The sequence below is a fragment of the Pseudoclavibacter sp. Marseille-Q434 genome, assembly GCF_050315415.1.
Lineage (GTDB): Bacteria > Actinomycetota > Actinomycetes > Actinomycetales > Microbacteriaceae > Pseudoclavibacter.
This window is the reverse complement of sequence record NZ_JBNPQH010000001.1, coordinates 662,722-678,773: the sequence shown is the minus strand read 5'-3', so window position 1 is coordinate 678,773 and position 16,052 is coordinate 662,722. Positions and strand designations below refer to the sequence as shown.

The window sequence follows — 16,052 nt, the reverse complement described above, 5'->3', positions numbered from 1 at the left end:
TCAGCCTCCCGAGTGCGAGAGCTCGGCCGCGGAGATGTTCGCCTTCTGGTCGTCGTTCAGCTCTCGCGACTCGAGCCAGCGGTCTGGCAGCGACGGGCGCTTCGGCGTTCCCGCTCGCCCCCGCGGTCCTTCCGCGTCTCGACCCGGGTACGGCTGGTCGCGGTCCAGGTGGGTGAGAAGCCCGTCGAGCTCCTCGAGCGTCGACATGAGAGCCAACCCGGAGCGGATGTCGGAACCCACCGGGTAGCCCTTCAGGTACCACGCCATGTGCTTGCGCATCTCCCGGCACGCCCTTGCTTCCTCCTGGTGGAACTCCGCGAGCAGCTCGGTGTGCCGACGGATGGCGTCCCCGACGCCCCCGAGGGTCGGCTGGATGCGGGTCGTCTCGCCCCGGAAGGCAGCCGCGAGGTCGCCGAACAGCCACGGCCTGCCGAGGCAGCCGCGGCCGACCACGACCCCGTCGCATCCGGTCTGCTCCATCATGCGCAGCGCATCCTCGCCCGCCCAGATGTCGCCGTTCCCGAGGACCGGGACGCTCGTGACGGTCTCCTTGAGCTTCCCGATGGCGTCCCAGTCGGCCTGACCGGAGTAGAACTGCGAGGCGGTTCGCCCGTGAAGCGCGACGGCGGCGACGCCGGCGCCCTCGGCGATGCGACCGGCCTCGAGATACGTGAGGTGCTCATCGTCGATGCCCTTGCGCATCTTGATGGTCAGGGGGATGTCGCCCGCGGCCTCGGCGGCGCCCTCCACGATGGAGCGGAACAGGGACGTCTTCCAGGGAAGCGCGGCCCCGCCGCCACGCTTGGTGACCTTCGGCACCGGGCACCCGAAGTTGAGGTCGATGTGGTCCGCGCGGTCCTCCGCGACGAGCATCGTGACGGCCTCGCGCACCGTCTTGGGGTCGACGCCGTAGAGCTGGATGCTCCTGGTGTCTTCCGACTCGTGATGCTCGATGAGCCGCATGGTCACGGGCGTGCGCTCGACGAGCGCACGGGACGTGATCATCTCGGAGACATAGAGGCCGGCGCCGTACTCACGGCACAGGCGTCGGAAGGCGGAGTTCGTGATGCCAGCCATAGGCGCCAGTACCACCGGAACGTCGAGAACCAGGGGTCCGATGCGCAGCGGCTTCGAGTCGAGTGCAGTCAAGGTCATAACCGATCAATTCTCGCAGGTCGCGTCGACTTTCGCACGCGCGCTGCCTCAACGCGACGACGTGCGACCCCAGGCCAGGTCAGACGGTGATCGACAGCTGCTCGGAGGGCGTGAAGCGCAGCCCCATCGGTCCGGAGGCATCGGCGGGAACGTCGAACACCAGATGGATGCGCGTACCTGCCCCGAGCGGGAGCTCACGAGCACTTGGCGGACCCGGCGGGAGGTCGGTGCCGTATGCGGTGACGCGCTCGTCGGCGACAGCCCGCGATCCCTCCCCGTCGATGATCTCGAAGACACCGGGGGCGATCACCAGCGCCGCGTCACCGTCGTTGCGGAGCTCGATGTCGACGACGCAGAACTGACCGGATGCCCGCGCGCTGCCGCCCTGCCAGTCGTGCCTCGGCAGACCGCACTGGATCTCACTGGCCGTCAACCGCACGCCATCGACCTCGACCGAACCGCGGCTCGTGAGCTCGGACCCCTCGCCGCGCCAGGCAGGCGTCGCCTCGCCCGCCGTCAGCGCTGCCTCGCCACGGTCGGTCGCTCGGCTCGACACGTGGACGTAGCCGACCACAGCGAGGACGACGAGCAGCGAGGCGAGCGCCAGCAGGGTGACGCGCCACGAGCGGCCCGCCCGCGAAGTCGCAGGCGGGCGCTCGGCACCGTCGGTCTTGCTCGGGCTCACGCCGACTGGGTCAGGCCCCGAGGAGACGAGCCGCGAGATAGGCCTCGAGCTGGTCGAGGGCGACGCGCTCCTGGGCCATCGAGTCGCGCTCGCGAACCGTCACGGCGTTGTCCTCGAGGGTGTCGAAGTCGACGGTGACGCAGAACGGCGTGCCGATCTCGTCCTGGCGGCGGTAGCGGCGACCGATCTGGCCCGCGTCATCCACATCGATGCTCCAGTGCTTGCGGAGCTTGTCGCCGAGCTCACGGGCCACCGGGCTGAGGCGCTCGTCGCGGCTCAGCGGCAGCACAGCCACCTTGATGGGCGCGAGGCGCGGGTCGAGGCGCAGCACGGTACGGATGTCGACGCCGCCCTTGGCGTTCGGCGCCTCCTCCTCGACATAGGAGTCGACGAGGAACGCCATCATCGACCGCGTCAGGCCGAAGCTCGGCTCGATCACGAACGGCGTGTAGCGCTCGCCGGTTGCCTGGTCGAAGTAGTTGAGGCCCGTGCCGGACGCCGTCGAATGCGACGTGAGGTCGTAGTCGGTGCGGTTCGCGACACCCATCAGCTCGCCCCATCCGGTGCCCTTGAACCCGAACTGGTACTCGAAGTCGATCGTGCCGGCGGAGTAGTGCGCGCGCTCCTCCTTGGGAACGTCGAAACGGCGCATGTTGTCCGGGTTCAGACCGAGGTCCGTGAACCAGTTCCAGCAGGCCTCCACCCAGTCCTCGAACCACTTCTGCGCCTCGTCGGGGTGCACGAAGAACTCGATCTCCATCTGCTCGAACTCACGCGTGCGGAAGATGAAGTTGCCTGGCGTGATCTCGTTGCGGAACGCCTTGCCGACCTGGCCGATGCCGAACGGCGGCTTCTTGCGCGACGTCGTGAGCACGTTGTTGAAGTTCACGAAGATGCCCTGCGCGGTCTCAGGGCGCATGTAGTGGAGGCCAGCCTCGTTGTCGACCGGACCGAGGTAGGTCTTGACGAGTCCGGAGAACAGCTGCGGCTCCGTCCACTGGCCCTTGGTGCCGCAGTCAGGGCAGACGATCTCCGACATGCCTTCTGGCGCGCGCTTCTTCTTCGCCTCGAACGCCTCGACGAGGTGGTCCTGGCGGTGGCGCTTGTGGCAGCTGAGGCACTCGACCAGCGGGTCCGTGAACGTGGCGACGTGGCCGGAGGCCTCCCAGACGGCCTTGGGGAGGATGATCGAGGAGTCGAGACCCACCATGTCGGCGCGCCCGCGGACGAACGTCTGCCACCACTGCTTCTTGATGTTCTCCTTGAGCTCGACGCCGAGGGGGCCGTAGTCCCACGAGGCGCGCGTGCCTCCGTAGATCTCGCCGGCCTGGAAGACGAAGCCGCGTCGCTTCGCGAGGGCGATGACCTTATCGAGCGTGGATTGCGCCATTGAGAAAAACTCCTGCTGAGGGTGTCGAAGGCGAGCCCAGGGTCGTGCTCGCCGCAAGTCGCCAGTCTAGTCAGCCGCCGAACTCGCGGCGGGCCCAGTCGACGCGATGGCGTGGAAGTTATCCACAGATGCCAGCGTGAACCACCGGTGCGCTCCTCACTCCTGCAACCATGTCGCGGACCACCTGAACACTCGAATGACGCGGTCTCCCAGGGCGTCTGTCATCCGAAGGACACCAGTGACCCTCCAATCAGCGCGCAGAATCGCCGGCGACAAGCAATTCCTCACCTCAGCGGCCGCGCACGCCGGCATCACCGCAGGCGCCGCGGCCTTCGCCGGCGCCGCACTCTGCGGTGCGACGGCCCTCTTCCTGAGCGAGGCCCTGAACGCGGGGTCCGGCACATCCGGCCCCGGCAGCTCCGGCATGCAGTTCGCCGATCAGCTCTGGCGAATGTTCCTCCTGCTGACCTCGCTGCCGTTCAGCGGGCGTCTCGAGGCGGGGTTCGAGACCATCGGCGGTTTCGTCAGCACGGGCGACGAGGGGTTCACCCTGGGCGTGTGGCCGCTCGCCTCGCTGGCCTGTGTGGTCCTCGCAAGCCTTCTCGGCGCGTATCTGCTCGAACGTCGTCACCCGCAGCGCAGCGGCGGAATGCGCGCGGGAGCCGCCGCGGCCGCTGGGGCCGCTTTCGCCGTGCTCATGCTTCTCGTCGCCGTGCCGGGCGTCCGCTTCGATGCGCCAGGCGCGGTCGCCACCGTCTCGGCTCTCGGACCCGCGCTCGCGCCGTTCTCGTTCGCGACCGTGTTCGCGAGCGGCTGGCTCGGCAGGTCCCTCGCAACCCGCAAGCGACTCGAAGTCGGGCCGGCCAGGAGACCACGAGGGCCGCTGGCGCACGAGCTCGCGAGCCTCGCCACCGACCTCGGCGTCTACGCAGGAGCGCTCTCACTCACCGGCGCGGTGCTGGGCACCGTCACCCTCGTGGTCGTCTTCGTGCAGACCGGCGCTCAGATCGCACTGCTTCCCATGCTGCTCGCCGGTGCCCCGCACGCGGGCTTCTGGGCGCTCATCCTCGCGCACCTCGGAGCCGTCACGGTGACGGCACCGTACACCGCCCTCCAGGGCATCTCCGTCCTGTCACCGGAACTCCCGTTCGCCTGGATCTCGGTCCTTCCCGTCGTCCTGGCCTCGCTCGGTTCGGCGCTCGTCATCGGTGTCGGACGCTCCCGAACGCGCACCCCGGACCTCTCGAAGATCTGGCGCCTCCCCGCCGCGGTCTTCGTCCTGTGGATGGTGGGCTCGCTGGTCTTCCTCCCCGTGACACTCTCCGGTTCGGCGACGGTGCTCGGCTTCACGCTCGGGGAACTCGAGCTCGCCGCTCGGCCCGCATTCTGGACCCCTGCGCTCTTCGCCGTCTGGGCCCTGGGCGTCGAGCTCGGCGCGTGGGCGCTCCCAGACCGCGCCAGGGCCCTCACACCGAGGGCCCACGCCGTCGCGATCCGGATCCGGACGCAACTCGGGGGCTCGGGATCGCCAGCCAGCGTGGAGTGGGCAGGCACCGCGCCCGTCTCGCTGCCGTCGGTGTCGGCGTCGGCGTCGGCGTCGGCGTCGGCGTCGCCCCACCAGGCGTCCTCGCTCCCAGAGCCTCGGCACGAATCCGGAGGACCCCAGCCTCAGCCCATGACCGCGAGGACCAAGCGCCGACTTCGCATCGTCGGCGTCTGCACCACGGTCGCAGTGCTGGTCGTCACGGCTTCCGCGATCGCGATCACGTCGGTCAACACGCAGCGCGGTGCGGTCGCGAAGGTCCGCGAGTACGTGGAAGCGATCGCCGCGGGCGACGCGACGCACGCCGGCGAGCTGGTCGACCCCAACGTAGAGACGTCGCAACGCGACTACGTGAGCGATGCGATGCTCGCATCCGCCACCGAGCGGATCACCGTCCTGGACGTGGTCGAGACGGAGCTGAGCCCGGCGGCCCCGACCACGAGCTGGTTCGAGGAACCCGCCCAGGAGTCGCACGGATCCGGCCGAGAGACGCGGAACGTGCAGGTCACCTACCGGCTCGGCGGCACGACGGAGAGCACCGTGCTCGCCGTAGAGCGGATCGAGAACGAGTTCCTCGTCCTCGAGACCTGGCGGGTCGTCACCCCACTCGTCTTCGAGTCCGTCGCCGGCACCAGCCACGCCATGGACTTCACCATCGGCGCTGTGGCGGCAGCACCCGGACCAGTTGAGACGCTGACCTGGGAGGGCAGCCAGCCGGTGAGCTGGGTTCCGTTCAGCGCGTACCCGGCCATCTACCCGGTGAGCGGGACCGAGTCGACGTTCTACTCGGTTGCCAGCGAGCCCGTCCGGGTCGGCCCAGTCGAAGCCGAGCACGTGCCTGATCGCAACCTGGTCTACACCCCCACCGACGCCCTCACCGAAGCGGTGGACGCCGCCGTCACAGCCATGATCGACGAGTGCGTGCTGTCAACCGACGCGGCGCCCGACGGCTGCCCGTTCGACACCTACGTCTACGGCGCGGACACGCCCCTGAGCTGGCAGGTCACCAGCTACCCGGACGTGTCAGTGAGCACGACGTCAGACCGATTCGAGGTCGAGGATGGCCTCGCGAGCTTCTCGTACACCGGAAGCAGCGGTCGGACGAGCACGGGCTCCAGTCCCATCCGGACGACGGGGACCTTCACAGTCGTCGGAGGCACTGTCACGATCGAGTTCAGCTGAGGGCGCTCGGGGGCGAGCCTGTCGGCGCCGTCGGCGCGTCGACCGCTCCCCCGAAACGCCGATCCCGACCGGCATATCGCTCGATGGCTTCCCAGAGGTCCGTCCTCGAGAAGTCCGGCCACAGCGTGTCCAGGAAGCACATCTCCGCGTAGGCCGCCTGCCAGAGAAGGAAGTTGCTGGTGCGCTGCTCGCCACTCGAGCGGACGAACAGGTCGACATCAGGCATCTCCGGGTCGTAGAGGTGCTTGGCGATCGTCTGCTCGGTGACGCGCTCCGGGCGCAGCCGGCCCGCGCGAACCTCCTCCGCGATGCTCCTGACAGCGTCCGCGATCTCGAGGCGACCGCCGTAGTTGACGCACATCGTGAGCGTCATCCGCGTGTTGTCCTTCGTCAAGCGCTCAGCAAGCTGGAGGTCCTTGATGACCGACTTCCACAGCCGCGGCTCACGACCCGCCCAACGGATGCGCACACCCCACTCGTTGAGCTGATCGCGCTGGCGGTGCAGGACGTCGCGGTTGAACCCCATGAGGAAGCGCACCTCCTCCGGCGAGCGCTTCCAGTTCTCCGTCGAGAAGGCATAGGCGCTTAGGTGCTTCACACCGACCTGCAGGGCCCCGGCCACGACGTCGAGCAGCGCGGCCTCGCCGGCTCGATGTCCCTCAATCCGCGGCAGACCACGCTGGTTCGCCCATCTCCCGTTGCCGTCCATGACGACGGCGACGTGAGACGGCACCTCGGACGCATCGAACTGCGGCGGATACACGCCGGTCCAGTCGACGGGCTTGAACTCCCGCGGTTGCTTGCTGCGGCTCATGCCTTCTCCTCAATGCTGGGCTCGACGGCCTCTTCGCGAACGGATGCTGCTGCGCTGGGCGGCTCCAGCCTGCCGAGCAGTCGATCGTGCTCGAGCACCTGCATGGATCGGAGCTTCTTCTCGAGGTACTGCTGCGAGTACGCCGAGACGATACCGCTTGCGCGGGCCCTCGGCGGCGCATCGAGCGTATCCAGCGTCGCCCAGTCGCCAGACAGCAGGGCTCGGAGCGCGTCGATGGTCGCAGCATCCACACGCATGACGCCGGCCGGCGTGCACCGCGCGCACACCACACCGCCGAGCTGCACGCTGAACCGCTCATGCGGCCCGGGGGCCCCACATCGCGCGCAGTCATCCAGCGCCGGGGCCCAGCCCGCCAGCGAGAGTGCACGCAGCAGGTACGAGTCGAGAATGTCCTGGGACGCCCTCGCGCCCATGGTCAGGGCACGCAGAGCCCCGATGACCAGCGTGTACTGCTGCGGCGAAGGCTCAGCCTCGGCGATCCGCTCGGCAGCCTCGACGATCACCGACGCCGCCGAGTAGCGCGAGTAGTCGTCGACCAGGTCGCGGCCGTACGCGGCCAACGTCACCGCCTGCGTGACCGTGTCGAGATTGCGGCCCGCGTAGCACTGCACATCCACGACCATGAACGGCTCGAGTCGTGCCCCGAACTTCGAGGAGGTGCGTCTCACGCCGCGCGCGACGGCGCGCACCTTCCCCCGCTCCTTGCCGAGCAGCGTCACGATGCGGTCGGCTTCGCCGAGACGCTGGGTGCGAAGGACGACCGCCTCGTCGCGATAGGTGGGCATCCATCCAGTATGAACCTCCTCTCGCCGAGAGGCCGGAACCACGCGTGACCGAGCCGATGACGGTGCTGTGCGAGCATTGAGTCCATGGACTCGCCCGCCACGACGCTCCCCCTCTGGCTGGACCTCACCGCCATCGCTATCGGCGCCATCACGGCGGCCATGGTCGCGGAGCAGTTCCGCGACAAGAAGCTCGACTGGCTCGGGGTCGTGATCATCGGCATCACGGTCGGTCTCGGCGGGGGCATCATCCGCGACCTCCTGCTCGGCATCCGCCCGGTGAGCATGGAGACCGAGTGGTTCCTGTTCACGGCCGGAGCGGCGGCGCTCGGAGGGATGCTGCTGCAGCGCGTGCTGCGACGAATGGACGGACTCGTGTCGGTGCTCGATGCCGCCGCGCTCGGGTTCTTCTGCGCGGTCGGCACCCTGAAGGCGATGAACTTCGAGCTCCCCATCCTGCCGACGCTGCTCGTGGGCACCGTCACCGCAGCCGGCGGCGGCGTGGTTCGGGACATGCTGCTCGGAATGCCCGTCGGCATCCTCTTCGTCGGCTCGCTGTACGCGATCGCGGCAACGGCGGGAAGCGCCGCGTTCGTGCTCGCCGACTACCTCGGCGTCTCCCAGATCATCGGCATCGTGATCTGCGTCGCGGTGACGTTCGCAGTGCGCATGGCGAGTGTCTGGTTCGGACTCAGCCTTCCTGAGCAGATAGCGCTGCGGATGCCCCGGTTCCGACGATCTGCGCGCACGGGGAAGACCGAGCGGGAGCGGCCGTTCACCGACCGGGAGATCCTCGAGGCGTCGGGCTTCCACGCCCTGGACACGCGCCCCATCGCAGTCCTCGAGGAGAAGCGGGCCAACCACGAGCAGAAGAGGGCGAGCGACCCGGACTCGGAGTGAGCTCCGGTCGGGCGCCCGCCCTCCTTGGTGGTCGCGCCTACGCGACGGTCGTCAGCTGCGCGTCCAGCTCGGCCTCGGTCTGCCCGCGCAGCGCGCGGTTGACGCCCGACACGATGGCCTTGAGCGAGGCGGTCGAGATGTCGCTGTCGATGCCGACACCCCACAGGCGCACGCCGGCGACGTCGAGCTCGATGTAGGCAGCGGCACGAGCGTCGCCGCCGACCGAGAGCGCATGCTCGACGTAGTCGAGCAGCTCGACCTGCAGACCCTGCTCACCGAGCAGCTTCATGAAGGCGTCGAGCGGACCGTTCCCCTTGGACGCGTGGTCCTCGACCGCGGTCCCGTCTCGCAGCGAGACGCTGAGGTCGACCGCGCCGTCGAGCGCGGAGCTCGTCGCGGTGCGGAACAGCTCGAAGCGGCCCCACTTGTGCTGCTCGCTCTCCGCTGGCAGGTACTCGTCGTTGAAGATGCGCCAGATGGCGTCGGTCGAGACCTCTCCACCTTCGGAGTCGGTCTTGTTCTGCACGACGCCGGAGAACTCGATCTGCAGGCGACGCGGCAGGTCCAGGTTGTGGTGCTCCTTGAGCAGGTACGCGACACCGCCCTTGCCCGACTGCGAGTTGACGCGGATGACCGCCTCGTAGCTGCGGCCGAGGTCGCGCGGGTCGACGGGCAGGTACGGGACCTCCCAGGTCAGCTCTTCGACGGAGACCCCGAGGGCTTCGGCCTTTGCGGCCATCGCCTCGAACCCCTTCTTGATGGCGTCCTGATGCGAGCCGGAGAAGGCCGTGTAGACCAGGTCCCCGCCCCACGGCGCACGCTCGCCCACCGGGAGCTGCGTGCAGTACTCGACCGTGCGTCGGATGCCGTCGATGTCGGAGAAGTCGATCTGCGGGTCGACACCCTGCGTGAACATGTTGACGCCGAGCGTCACCAGGTCCACGTTGCCCGTGCGCTCGCCGTTGCCGAAGAGGCAGCCTTCGATGCGGTCGGCCCCGGCGAGGTAGCCGAGCTCGGCTGCCGCGACGCCGGTGCCCCGGTCGTTGTGCGGGTGGAGGGAGAGCACGACGCTCTCGCGCCGGGCCAGGTTGCGGTGCATCCACTCGATCGAGTCCGCGTACACGTTCGGGGTCGACATCTCGACGGTCGCCGGCAGGTTGATGATGACCGGACGCTCGGGGCTCGCGTCGAAGCCCTCGATGACCTGGTTGCAGATGTCGACGGCGAAGTCGAGCTCGGTGCCCGTGTAGCTCTCCGGGGAGTACTCGTAGTAGATCTTCGTGTCTGGCACGATCGCCTCGGCCTCGCGGCAGAGGCGCACACCCTCGAGCGCGATGTCGATGATGCCCTGGCGATCCTTGCGGAAGACGACCTCACGCTGCAGCACGCTGGTGGAGTTGTAGAGGTGGACGATTGCCTGCTTGGCGCCCTTGAGGGACTCGAAGGTGCGCGTGATGAGGTGGCCGCGGGCCTGCGTCAGCACCTGGATCGTCACGTCGTCGGGAATGACGTTCTCTTCGATGAGCGAACGCACGAAGTCGAAGTCGGTCTGGCTGGCCGACGGGAAGCCCACCTCGATCTCCTTGTAGCCCATGCGGACCAGGAGGTCGAAGAGCGCACGCTTGCGCTCGGGCGACATCGGGTCGATGAGGGCCTGGTTCCCATCGCGCAGGTCGACGGCGCACCAGCGGGGTGCGCGCTCGATGCGCTTCGACGGCCAGGTGCGGTCGGGCAGCTCGACGGTGATCTGCTCGTGGTGCGGGACATAGCGATGCGCTGGCATCGACGACGGCTGCTGCATGTTCTTCATTTTTGGCTCCGAGATTGGCTTCGAGACGTGCTAAGCCGACAGCAGACTCCGCGGCGAGGGGGGCTTAGAGCGAAGCCTCGCCGCGGCAGCGAAGAAGGAGCGTGCCGAACAGCATGGTCACAGCGTAACACCGAGGCACTCGCTCACTTGCTCGATCAGTTGAGTCCGTGCTCGTAGGCGAAGACGACGAGCTGCACGCGATCCCGCAGCCCGAGTTTCGCGAGCACCCGCGAGATGTGCGTCTTCACCGTCGCCTCGCTGAGGAACTCCTGCCGCGCGATCTCCCCGTTCGAGAGGCCCCGCGAGGCGAGCGCGAACATCTCCCGCTCACGTTCCGTGAGGGTCAGGTAGCGCTCTGGGACAGCCACCGCCTCTGGGACCGCTGCGGAGTACCGACGGATGAGGTCAGCCGTGGCCTGAGCCGCGAAGACCTCCGCGCCGGTGTTGACCGTGCGAACCGCGGCGAGGAGGAACTCGGGGTCGGCGTCCTTCAGCAGGAAGCCGCTGGCGCCCGCGCCGACGGCCTTCGCGACGGCCTCGTCGAGGTCGAACGTCGTGAGGACGAGGATGCGCGTCGCCGAGCCGCTCGCGACGATCTGCTTCGTGGACTCGAGCCCGTCTTGACCCGGCATGCGCACATCCATGAGCATCACGTCCGGCTTCAGCGCCTTCGCAAGCGCTACCCCGGCGGCCCCGTCGCTGGCCTCCCCGATGAAGCGCATGTCGTCCTGGCTCTCGATGAGCATCCTGATGCCGCTGCGGAACAGAGGCTGGTCGTCGACGAGCGCGACGGTGATCTGACTGCTGGTCACAGGTCCTGCCTCTCGGTTGTCGTGCGGGCACGGTCGCCCTCGAGCTCTCCCATGCCGGTCGGCTGTGCTGAAGCGAGCGGCAGCCAGGCATGGACGCGGAACTGCCCACCCAGTCGCTCTGCCTGCACGTTACCGCCTGCTATGCCGATGCGCTCGGCCATGCCGATGAGACCGTGTCCCGTGTCGGTCCGCGGACGGGGCGGGTCGGCGATGGCGTTCACGATGGTGACCTCGAAGACCTGCCCCCAGCTCAACCGGACGACGACCTGCTGCGTCGCATCGCCATGCTTGAGGACGTTCGTGAGCGACTCCTGCAGCAGGCGGAAGACCGCGCCCTGCGCCTGCGTCGAGAGCGTCCCAGGCTGCCCGCGGGTCTCGAGCTGCAGGTCGAGGCCCGCGGCGCGCATTCGGGAGTAGAGAGCTGGAAGCTCATCGAGCCCCGGCTCGGGGCCCGCCTCCTGGCTGTGACGCAGCTGCCCGAGGAGTCCTCGGACGTCGACGAGGGCGCTCCTCGCCGTCGACGAGATCGTCACGAGGGCGGCTTCCGCAGCTTCCGGGCTGCTCTTCATCGCGTATCTGGCGCCATCGGCCTGCGCGACGACGACGGCGAGCGAATGCGCGACCACGTCGTGCATGTCGCGAGCGATCTGCGAGCGCTCCTGCTCCGCCGTCAGCTGCTCCTTCGCGCGCAGGCGCTCCAGCTCGGTGATGGCCGCGCGGTTCTTGACCTCCTGCGCCCTCAGGTGCATGCGGCGCAGCAGCCCGGCCAGCCAGGCGACGACGCCAGCCCCCACGAACAGAAGCCAGATGAGGGCCGCCGAGAGGAGGAACTCGTCTCTGCTTCCGTCGAGATTCGACGCGATCGATGCCCAGGTGAAGGTGCCGGGGTCCCAATGCGGCATCAAGGCGACGATGAGGGTGGGCGCGATGATCCCGTAGGCGCCGGAGGTGACAAGCAGCGCTCGGCTTCCGTACGCGACGGCAGCGTAGATGCTGAGGTAGATCGCCACGTCCTGCGGATGGGGCCCGAACGCGAAGATCGACTTCAGCAGAGCCGCCAGCACGACGATGAGGAAGCTCGGCCACGGAGCGTAGCGGCGGAGGATGATGGCGACCGTGAAGAGCACCCAGGAGGGCAGCAGCAGCCAGGTCAGGGTGGTGCCGTTCGACGCGTCGTAATCGAACGGCAGCCCCAGGCTGACGGCGAAGAGCACACCGAGGATGATGTCGGTCACCCACTGGAGCCAGGTCAGGCGGTGGGTGTGCTGCGTCCAGAGGCGTGTCACCGCGGCGAGCAGCGATTCCCGCTTCTTCGGCTCCACCGACCGGGCAGCCGGGCTGGCCGTCTCAGAAACCGAGGCGTCCGAGCTGCTTCGGGTCACGCTGCCACTCCTTCGCCACCTTCACGCGGATCGAGACGATGACGCGTCCCTCGGTGATCTGCGAGATCTCCCGTTGCGCCTGCTCGCGGATGCGCTTGAGCCGTTCCCCGCCGCGCCCGATGATGATGCCCTTCTGGCTGTCGCGCTCGACGACGATGTTGACGTAGAGCTCGCGGGTCACGCCGTCGTCGCGGGTGACGATCTCCTCGACGGTGACGGCGATCGAGTGCGGGAGCTCGTCGTGCACACCCTCGAGGGCGGCCTCGCGGACGAGCTCGGCTGCGCGCTGCTCGAACGACTCCTCGGTCTTCATATCGCTCGGGTAGAGCGGTTCCGATTCCGGGAGGAGCGCGAGGATGATGCCGGTCAGCGTGTCGAGCTGGATGTCCTCGGCCGCCGAGACCGGCACGATGTCGTCCCATTCGCGGAGGCCCTGCACGTCGACGAGGCGCGCCGCGAGGACGTCGCGGCTCACCGTCTCTGCCTTCGTGACGATGGCGATCTTGCGCGCCTTCGGAGCCTCCTCGAGCTGCTCGTTGATGAAGCGGTCCCCCGGGCCGACCGGCTCGTTCGCCGGGACGCAGAATCCGATGACGTCAACCTCGGCGAGCGTCGCGTGCACGACGTCGTTGAGACGCTCGCCGAGCAGCGTGCGCGGGCGATGCATTCCAGGCGTGTCGACGATGATGACCTGGCCGTCCTCACGGTGGACGATACCTCGAACGGCCCGGCGGGTCGTCTGGGGCTTGTCCGAGATGATGGCGATCTTCTCGCCGACCAGCGCGTTCGTCAGGGTCGACTTCCCGACGTTCGGGCGACCCACGAAGGTCACGAATCCTGCTCGGTAGTTCGTCATGCTTCGATTCCTGACTCTTGAAGTGGTTCCAGGCGACGCGCCAGGACGGTGAGGATGCGCTTGCGGGGGCCGACGCGCTCGGCGACGAGCTCGATGCCGTCGACGACCGCCCTGTCCCCGCGCTCGGGGATCTTCGACAGCGACTTCGCGAGCAGGCCGCCCACGGAGTCGACGTCATCGAACTCGAGGTCGATGTCGAAGAGGTCTCCGAGCTCGCCGGTAGCGAGCCGGGAGGAGACCCGGTAGCCGCCGTCGAGCAGCTTTCGTGGTTCGTCGCCCGGTCGATCGTACTCGTCGCTGATCTCGCCGACGAGCTCCTCGATGAGATCCTCCAGGGTGACGAGGCCCGCGATACCGCCGTACTCGTCGACGACCATGGAGAGGTGGGTCGCGGAGGCCTGCATGCGCCGCAGCAGCAGATCGGCGCGGAGTGACTCAGGAACGAAGTCTGCCTGGCGCGCCAGCTCCACGGCGGGCTTCGACCGGTTCTCCTCCTGCAGCGACTGCCGCACGAGGTCCTTCAGATAGAGCACTCCGAGAATGTCGTCGCTGTCGCGCCCCACGACGGGGGCGCGGGAGATGCCGGTCTCGAGGAACTGCTCGAGTGCGTCTCTGACGCCCTCGTCGCCGTCGATCGTCACCATGTCCGTGCGGGCGACCATGACCTCGCGGACGAGCCGGTCGGAGAACTCGAAGACGGAGTGGATGAGCTCGCGGTCGCCGTGCTCGAGCACCTTGAGGTCGGCGGCCTCGTCGACCATGTTGAGCAGCTCCTCTTCGCTGGAGACCGAGCCGATGCGCTGTGGTCGTCCAGGAGTCACCCGGTCGCCGAGCACGACAAGAAGGTCTGCGACCGGCCCGATGACCACCCGGACGGCGCGTGCGATCGGCGCGGCGAAGCTCATGACCTGCTGCGGATGCGCGCGGGCGACGCTTCTCGGGCTGGTCCCCGCGATGATGAACGACACCAGGATCATGATGGCCACGGAGACGAGGAACGCCTGCCACCTGACGTCGAAGAGGTCGGTCAGGATGAGCGTCACGAGCACCGCGGACATGCTCTCGAACAGGACGCGCGCGAAGGTCAGCGCGTTGCTGTGCGCGCCTGGATCGGCGGCGATGGCCTCGATGGAGCGCCGTGCGCGGCTCCCAGCCGCCACCTGCTCGAGCTCGGGCCGGGAGAGGCGAGCGATGACCGCTTCAGTTGCGGCGAGCAGTCCGCTCAGCGCCACCATCAGGACGATGGCGGCGACGAGCAGAACCGCGGTCATCTGGCGCGCTTCCTCTCCTGGAGGTGGAAGCCGACGAGGATGTCGCGCTGGAGCCCGAACATCTGCTTCTCCTCCTCGGGCTCGGCGTGATCGAAGCCCAGGAGGTGGAGGACGCCGTGCGTCGTCAGCAGCAGCAGCTCGTCCATCATGGAGTGTCCCGCGGCCTTGGCCTGATCCGTGGCGACCTGCGGGCACAGCACGATGTCGCCCAGGAGCCCCGGAGGAGTCTGCCTGTCGACGTTGCCTGGCCGGAGCTCGTCCATGGGGAAGCTCAGCACGTCGGTCGGACCGGGCTCGCCCATCCACTGCACGTGCAGCTCCTCCATGGGACCGACCTCGACGAGAACGATGGCGAGCTCAGACTCGGCGTGGACATGCAGCTGGTCGAGCGCGTACGCCGCGACACGCTGCAGGGCACCCTCGTCGACCTCGTAGCTGGCCTCGTTGTTGACCTCGATGCTCATCGGCCCTCGTTCCTGTCCCGGCGACGGTGATCGTCGGCCTGTTTCTTCTGGTCGTACTCGGTGTAGGCGTCGACGATGCGCGCCACGAGGGTGTGCCTGACGACGTCGTCGCTCGTCAGGTGCGAGAAGTGCACCTCGTCGATACCGCCGAGCACGTGCGTGACGAGCTTCAGGCCGGAGGCCCCCATCGGCAGGTCGAGCTGTGTGATGTCGCCCGTGACGACCATCTTCGAGCCGAACCCGAGCCTCGTGAGGAACATCTTCATCTGCTCTGGCGTCGTGTTCTGCGCCTCGTCGAGCACGACGAACGCGTCGTTGAGTGTGCGTCCGCGCATGTACGCGAGGGGAGCGACCTCGATCGTGCCGCTCGCCATGAGCTTGACGACCACTTCAGGGTCGAGCATCTCGTTGAGCGCGTCGAAGAGCGGGCGCAGGTACGGGTCGATCTTGTCGTTGAGCGTGCCGGGCAGGTATCCGAGCCGCTCGCCAGCCTCGACGGCAGGGCGAGTCAGGATGATCCGGGTGACCTCCTTGCGCTGCAGGGCCTGGACAGCCTTCGCCATCGCCAGGTAGGTCTTGCCGGTTCCCGCCGGTCCGATGCCGAAGACGATCGTGTTGTCGTCGATCGCATCCACATACTGCTTCTGGCCGAGCGTCTTCGGGCGGATGATCTTGCCGCGGGACTGGACGATCGCCTGTCCGAGGACGTCGGTCGGGGTCTCCTCGCCGCGATCGATGAGACGCTGCGAGCGCTCGACCTGGGCGGGCTCGAGGTCGACGCCGCTCCTGGCCATCTCGGTGATCTCGCGCAGGAGCGCCTCAGCGGCCGCGACGTCGCCGCGCTGCCCACTGAAGGTGATCTCGTTGCCGCGGGCGAGCACCCGCACGCGTGGATGCTCGCGCTCCACTGACTTGAGCAGCCGGTCCCCCGGTCCGAGGAGACGCACCATGGCGACCCCCTCCACCGTCGTGGTCTGCTCGACGA

General features: G+C 68.2%; 14 protein-coding genes. 2 read left to right on the top strand and 12 right to left on the bottom strand.

Translation table 11 applies throughout. The features are described from left to right. The 3 genes from dusB to ACQFZP_RS03220 form a co-directional block, all read right to left on the bottom strand. Positions 1-1,155: a tRNA dihydrouridine synthase DusB gene (gene dusB / locus ACQFZP_RS03230; RefSeq protein ID WP_211890292.1), complete on the bottom strand. Its 1,155-nt coding sequence runs from the start codon at positions 1,153-1,155 to the stop codon at positions 1-3. Between the two features lie 79 nt (positions 1,156-1,234). Further along, complete coding sequence (locus ACQFZP_RS03225; RefSeq protein ID WP_211890291.1) at positions 1,235-1,840, bottom strand: DUF4352 domain-containing protein; 606 nt, start codon at positions 1,838-1,840, stop codon at positions 1,235-1,237. 10 nt (positions 1,841-1,850) lie between these two features. Beyond that, positions 1,851-3,230: a glycine--tRNA ligase gene (locus tag ACQFZP_RS03220; RefSeq protein ID WP_179556577.1), complete on the bottom strand. Its 1,380-nt coding sequence runs from the start codon at positions 3,228-3,230 to the stop codon at positions 1,851-1,853. A gap of 238 nt (positions 3,231-3,468) precedes the next feature. Between ACQFZP_RS03220 and ACQFZP_RS03215 the strand changes: the two genes are divergently transcribed. Next, on the top strand, positions 3,469-5,955 hold the full coding sequence (locus ACQFZP_RS03215) for a hypothetical protein (RefSeq protein WP_211890290.1): 2,487 nt from the start codon (positions 3,469-3,471) through the stop codon (positions 5,953-5,955). Here ACQFZP_RS03215 and ACQFZP_RS03210 read toward each other — a convergent pair. Together ACQFZP_RS03210 and recO are read right to left on the bottom strand one after the other, a co-directional pair. Continuing rightward, positions 5,948-6,769 (bottom strand): isoprenyl transferase, encoded by an 822-nt coding sequence (locus tag ACQFZP_RS03210; RefSeq protein WP_104312099.1) that lies wholly within the window; start codon positions 6,767-6,769, stop codon positions 5,948-5,950. The two genes, ACQFZP_RS03215 and ACQFZP_RS03210, sit on opposite strands and share 8 nt — an antisense overlap. Then, on the bottom strand, positions 6,766-7,575 hold the full coding sequence (gene recO / locus ACQFZP_RS03205) for a DNA repair protein RecO (RefSeq protein ID WP_179556574.1): 810 nt from the start codon (positions 7,573-7,575) through the stop codon (positions 6,766-6,768). Before recO ends, ACQFZP_RS03210 begins: the two co-directional genes overlap by 4 nt. A gap of 84 nt (positions 7,576-7,659) precedes the next feature. Here recO and ACQFZP_RS03200 point away from each other — a divergent pair, with 84 nt between their 5' ends. Continuing rightward, on the top strand, positions 7,660-8,472 hold the full coding sequence (locus ACQFZP_RS03200) for a trimeric intracellular cation channel family protein (protein ID WP_211890289.1): 813 nt from the start codon (positions 7,660-7,662) through the stop codon (positions 8,470-8,472). 37 nt (positions 8,473-8,509) lie between these two features. Here ACQFZP_RS03200 and leuA read toward each other — a convergent pair whose 3' ends face one another. The 7 genes from leuA to ACQFZP_RS03165 all read right to left on the bottom strand — a co-directional run bounded on the left by leuA (position 8,510) and on the right by ACQFZP_RS03165 (position 16,017). Further along, positions 8,510-10,282 (bottom strand): 2-isopropylmalate synthase, encoded by a 1,773-nt coding sequence (gene leuA, locus ACQFZP_RS03195; protein ID WP_104312102.1) that lies wholly within the window; start codon positions 10,280-10,282, stop codon positions 8,510-8,512. 155 nt (positions 10,283-10,437) lie between these two features. Then, positions 10,438-11,094, bottom strand: a complete 657-nt coding sequence (locus ACQFZP_RS03190) for a response regulator (protein ID WP_104312103.1) — start codon at positions 11,092-11,094, stop codon at positions 10,438-10,440. Next, the gene (locus ACQFZP_RS03185; RefSeq protein ID WP_211890288.1) at positions 11,091-12,476 is read right to left on the bottom strand and encodes a sensor histidine kinase; all 1,386 of its coding nucleotides are present in this window, start codon (positions 12,474-12,476) and stop codon (positions 11,091-11,093) included. Before ACQFZP_RS03185 ends, ACQFZP_RS03190 begins: the two co-directional genes overlap by 4 nt. Further along, positions 12,442-13,332 carry a GTPase Era gene (gene era / locus ACQFZP_RS03180; RefSeq protein ID WP_104312105.1) on the bottom strand — a complete coding sequence of 297 codons (891 nt, stop codon included), beginning with the start codon at positions 13,330-13,332 and terminating at the stop codon, positions 12,442-12,444. The genes ACQFZP_RS03185 and era overlap by 35 nt, the downstream gene beginning before the upstream one ends. Next, positions 13,329-14,603, bottom strand: a complete 1,275-nt coding sequence (locus tag ACQFZP_RS03175; RefSeq protein WP_104312106.1) for a hemolysin family protein — start codon at positions 14,601-14,603, stop codon at positions 13,329-13,331. The genes era and ACQFZP_RS03175 overlap by 4 nt, the downstream gene beginning before the upstream one ends. Continuing rightward, positions 14,600-15,067, bottom strand: a complete 468-nt coding sequence (gene ybeY, locus ACQFZP_RS03170; protein WP_068480328.1) for an rRNA maturation RNase YbeY — start codon at positions 15,065-15,067, stop codon at positions 14,600-14,602. Before ybeY ends, ACQFZP_RS03175 begins: the two co-directional genes overlap by 4 nt. Next, positions 15,064-16,017, bottom strand: coding sequence for a PhoH family protein (locus ACQFZP_RS03165; protein WP_104312597.1), 954 nt, complete (start codon positions 16,015-16,017; stop codon positions 15,064-15,066). The genes ybeY and ACQFZP_RS03165 overlap by 4 nt, the downstream gene beginning before the upstream one ends. Positions 16,018-16,052 lie beyond the last annotated feature (35 nt).

Excerpts from the sequence above, each read along its gene's own strand:
- dusB (WP_211890292.1), bottom strand. The coding sequence starts at position 1,155 with ATGACCTTGACTGCACTCGACTCGAAGCCGCTGCGCATCGGACCCCTG.
- ACQFZP_RS03220 (WP_179556577.1), bottom strand. The coding sequence starts at position 3,230 with ATGGCGCAATCCACGCTCGATAAGGTCATCGCCCTCGCGAAGCGACGC.
- ACQFZP_RS03210 (WP_104312099.1), bottom strand. The coding sequence starts at position 6,769 with ATGAGCCGCAGCAAGCAACCGCGGGAGTTCAAGCCCGTCGACTGGACC.
- recO (WP_179556574.1), bottom strand. The coding sequence starts at position 7,575 with ATGCCCACCTATCGCGACGAGGCGGTCGTCCTTCGCACCCAGCGTCTC.
- ACQFZP_RS03200 (WP_211890289.1), top strand. The coding sequence starts at position 7,660 with ATGGACTCGCCCGCCACGACGCTCCCCCTCTGGCTGGACCTCACCGCC.
- leuA (WP_104312102.1), bottom strand. The coding sequence starts at position 10,282 with ATGAAGAACATGCAGCAGCCGTCGTCGATGCCAGCGCATCGCTATGTC.
- era (WP_104312105.1), bottom strand. The coding sequence starts at position 13,332 with ATGACGAACTACCGAGCAGGATTCGTGACCTTCGTGGGTCGCCCGAAC.
- ACQFZP_RS03175 (WP_104312106.1), bottom strand. The coding sequence starts at position 14,603 with ATGACCGCGGTTCTGCTCGTCGCCGCCATCGTCCTGATGGTGGCGCTG.
- ybeY (WP_068480328.1), bottom strand. The coding sequence starts at position 15,067 with ATGAGCATCGAGGTCAACAACGAGGCCAGCTACGAGGTCGACGAGGGT.
- ACQFZP_RS03165 (WP_104312597.1), bottom strand. The coding sequence starts at position 16,017 with ATGGTGCGTCTCCTCGGACCGGGGGACCGGCTGCTCAAGTCAGTGGAG.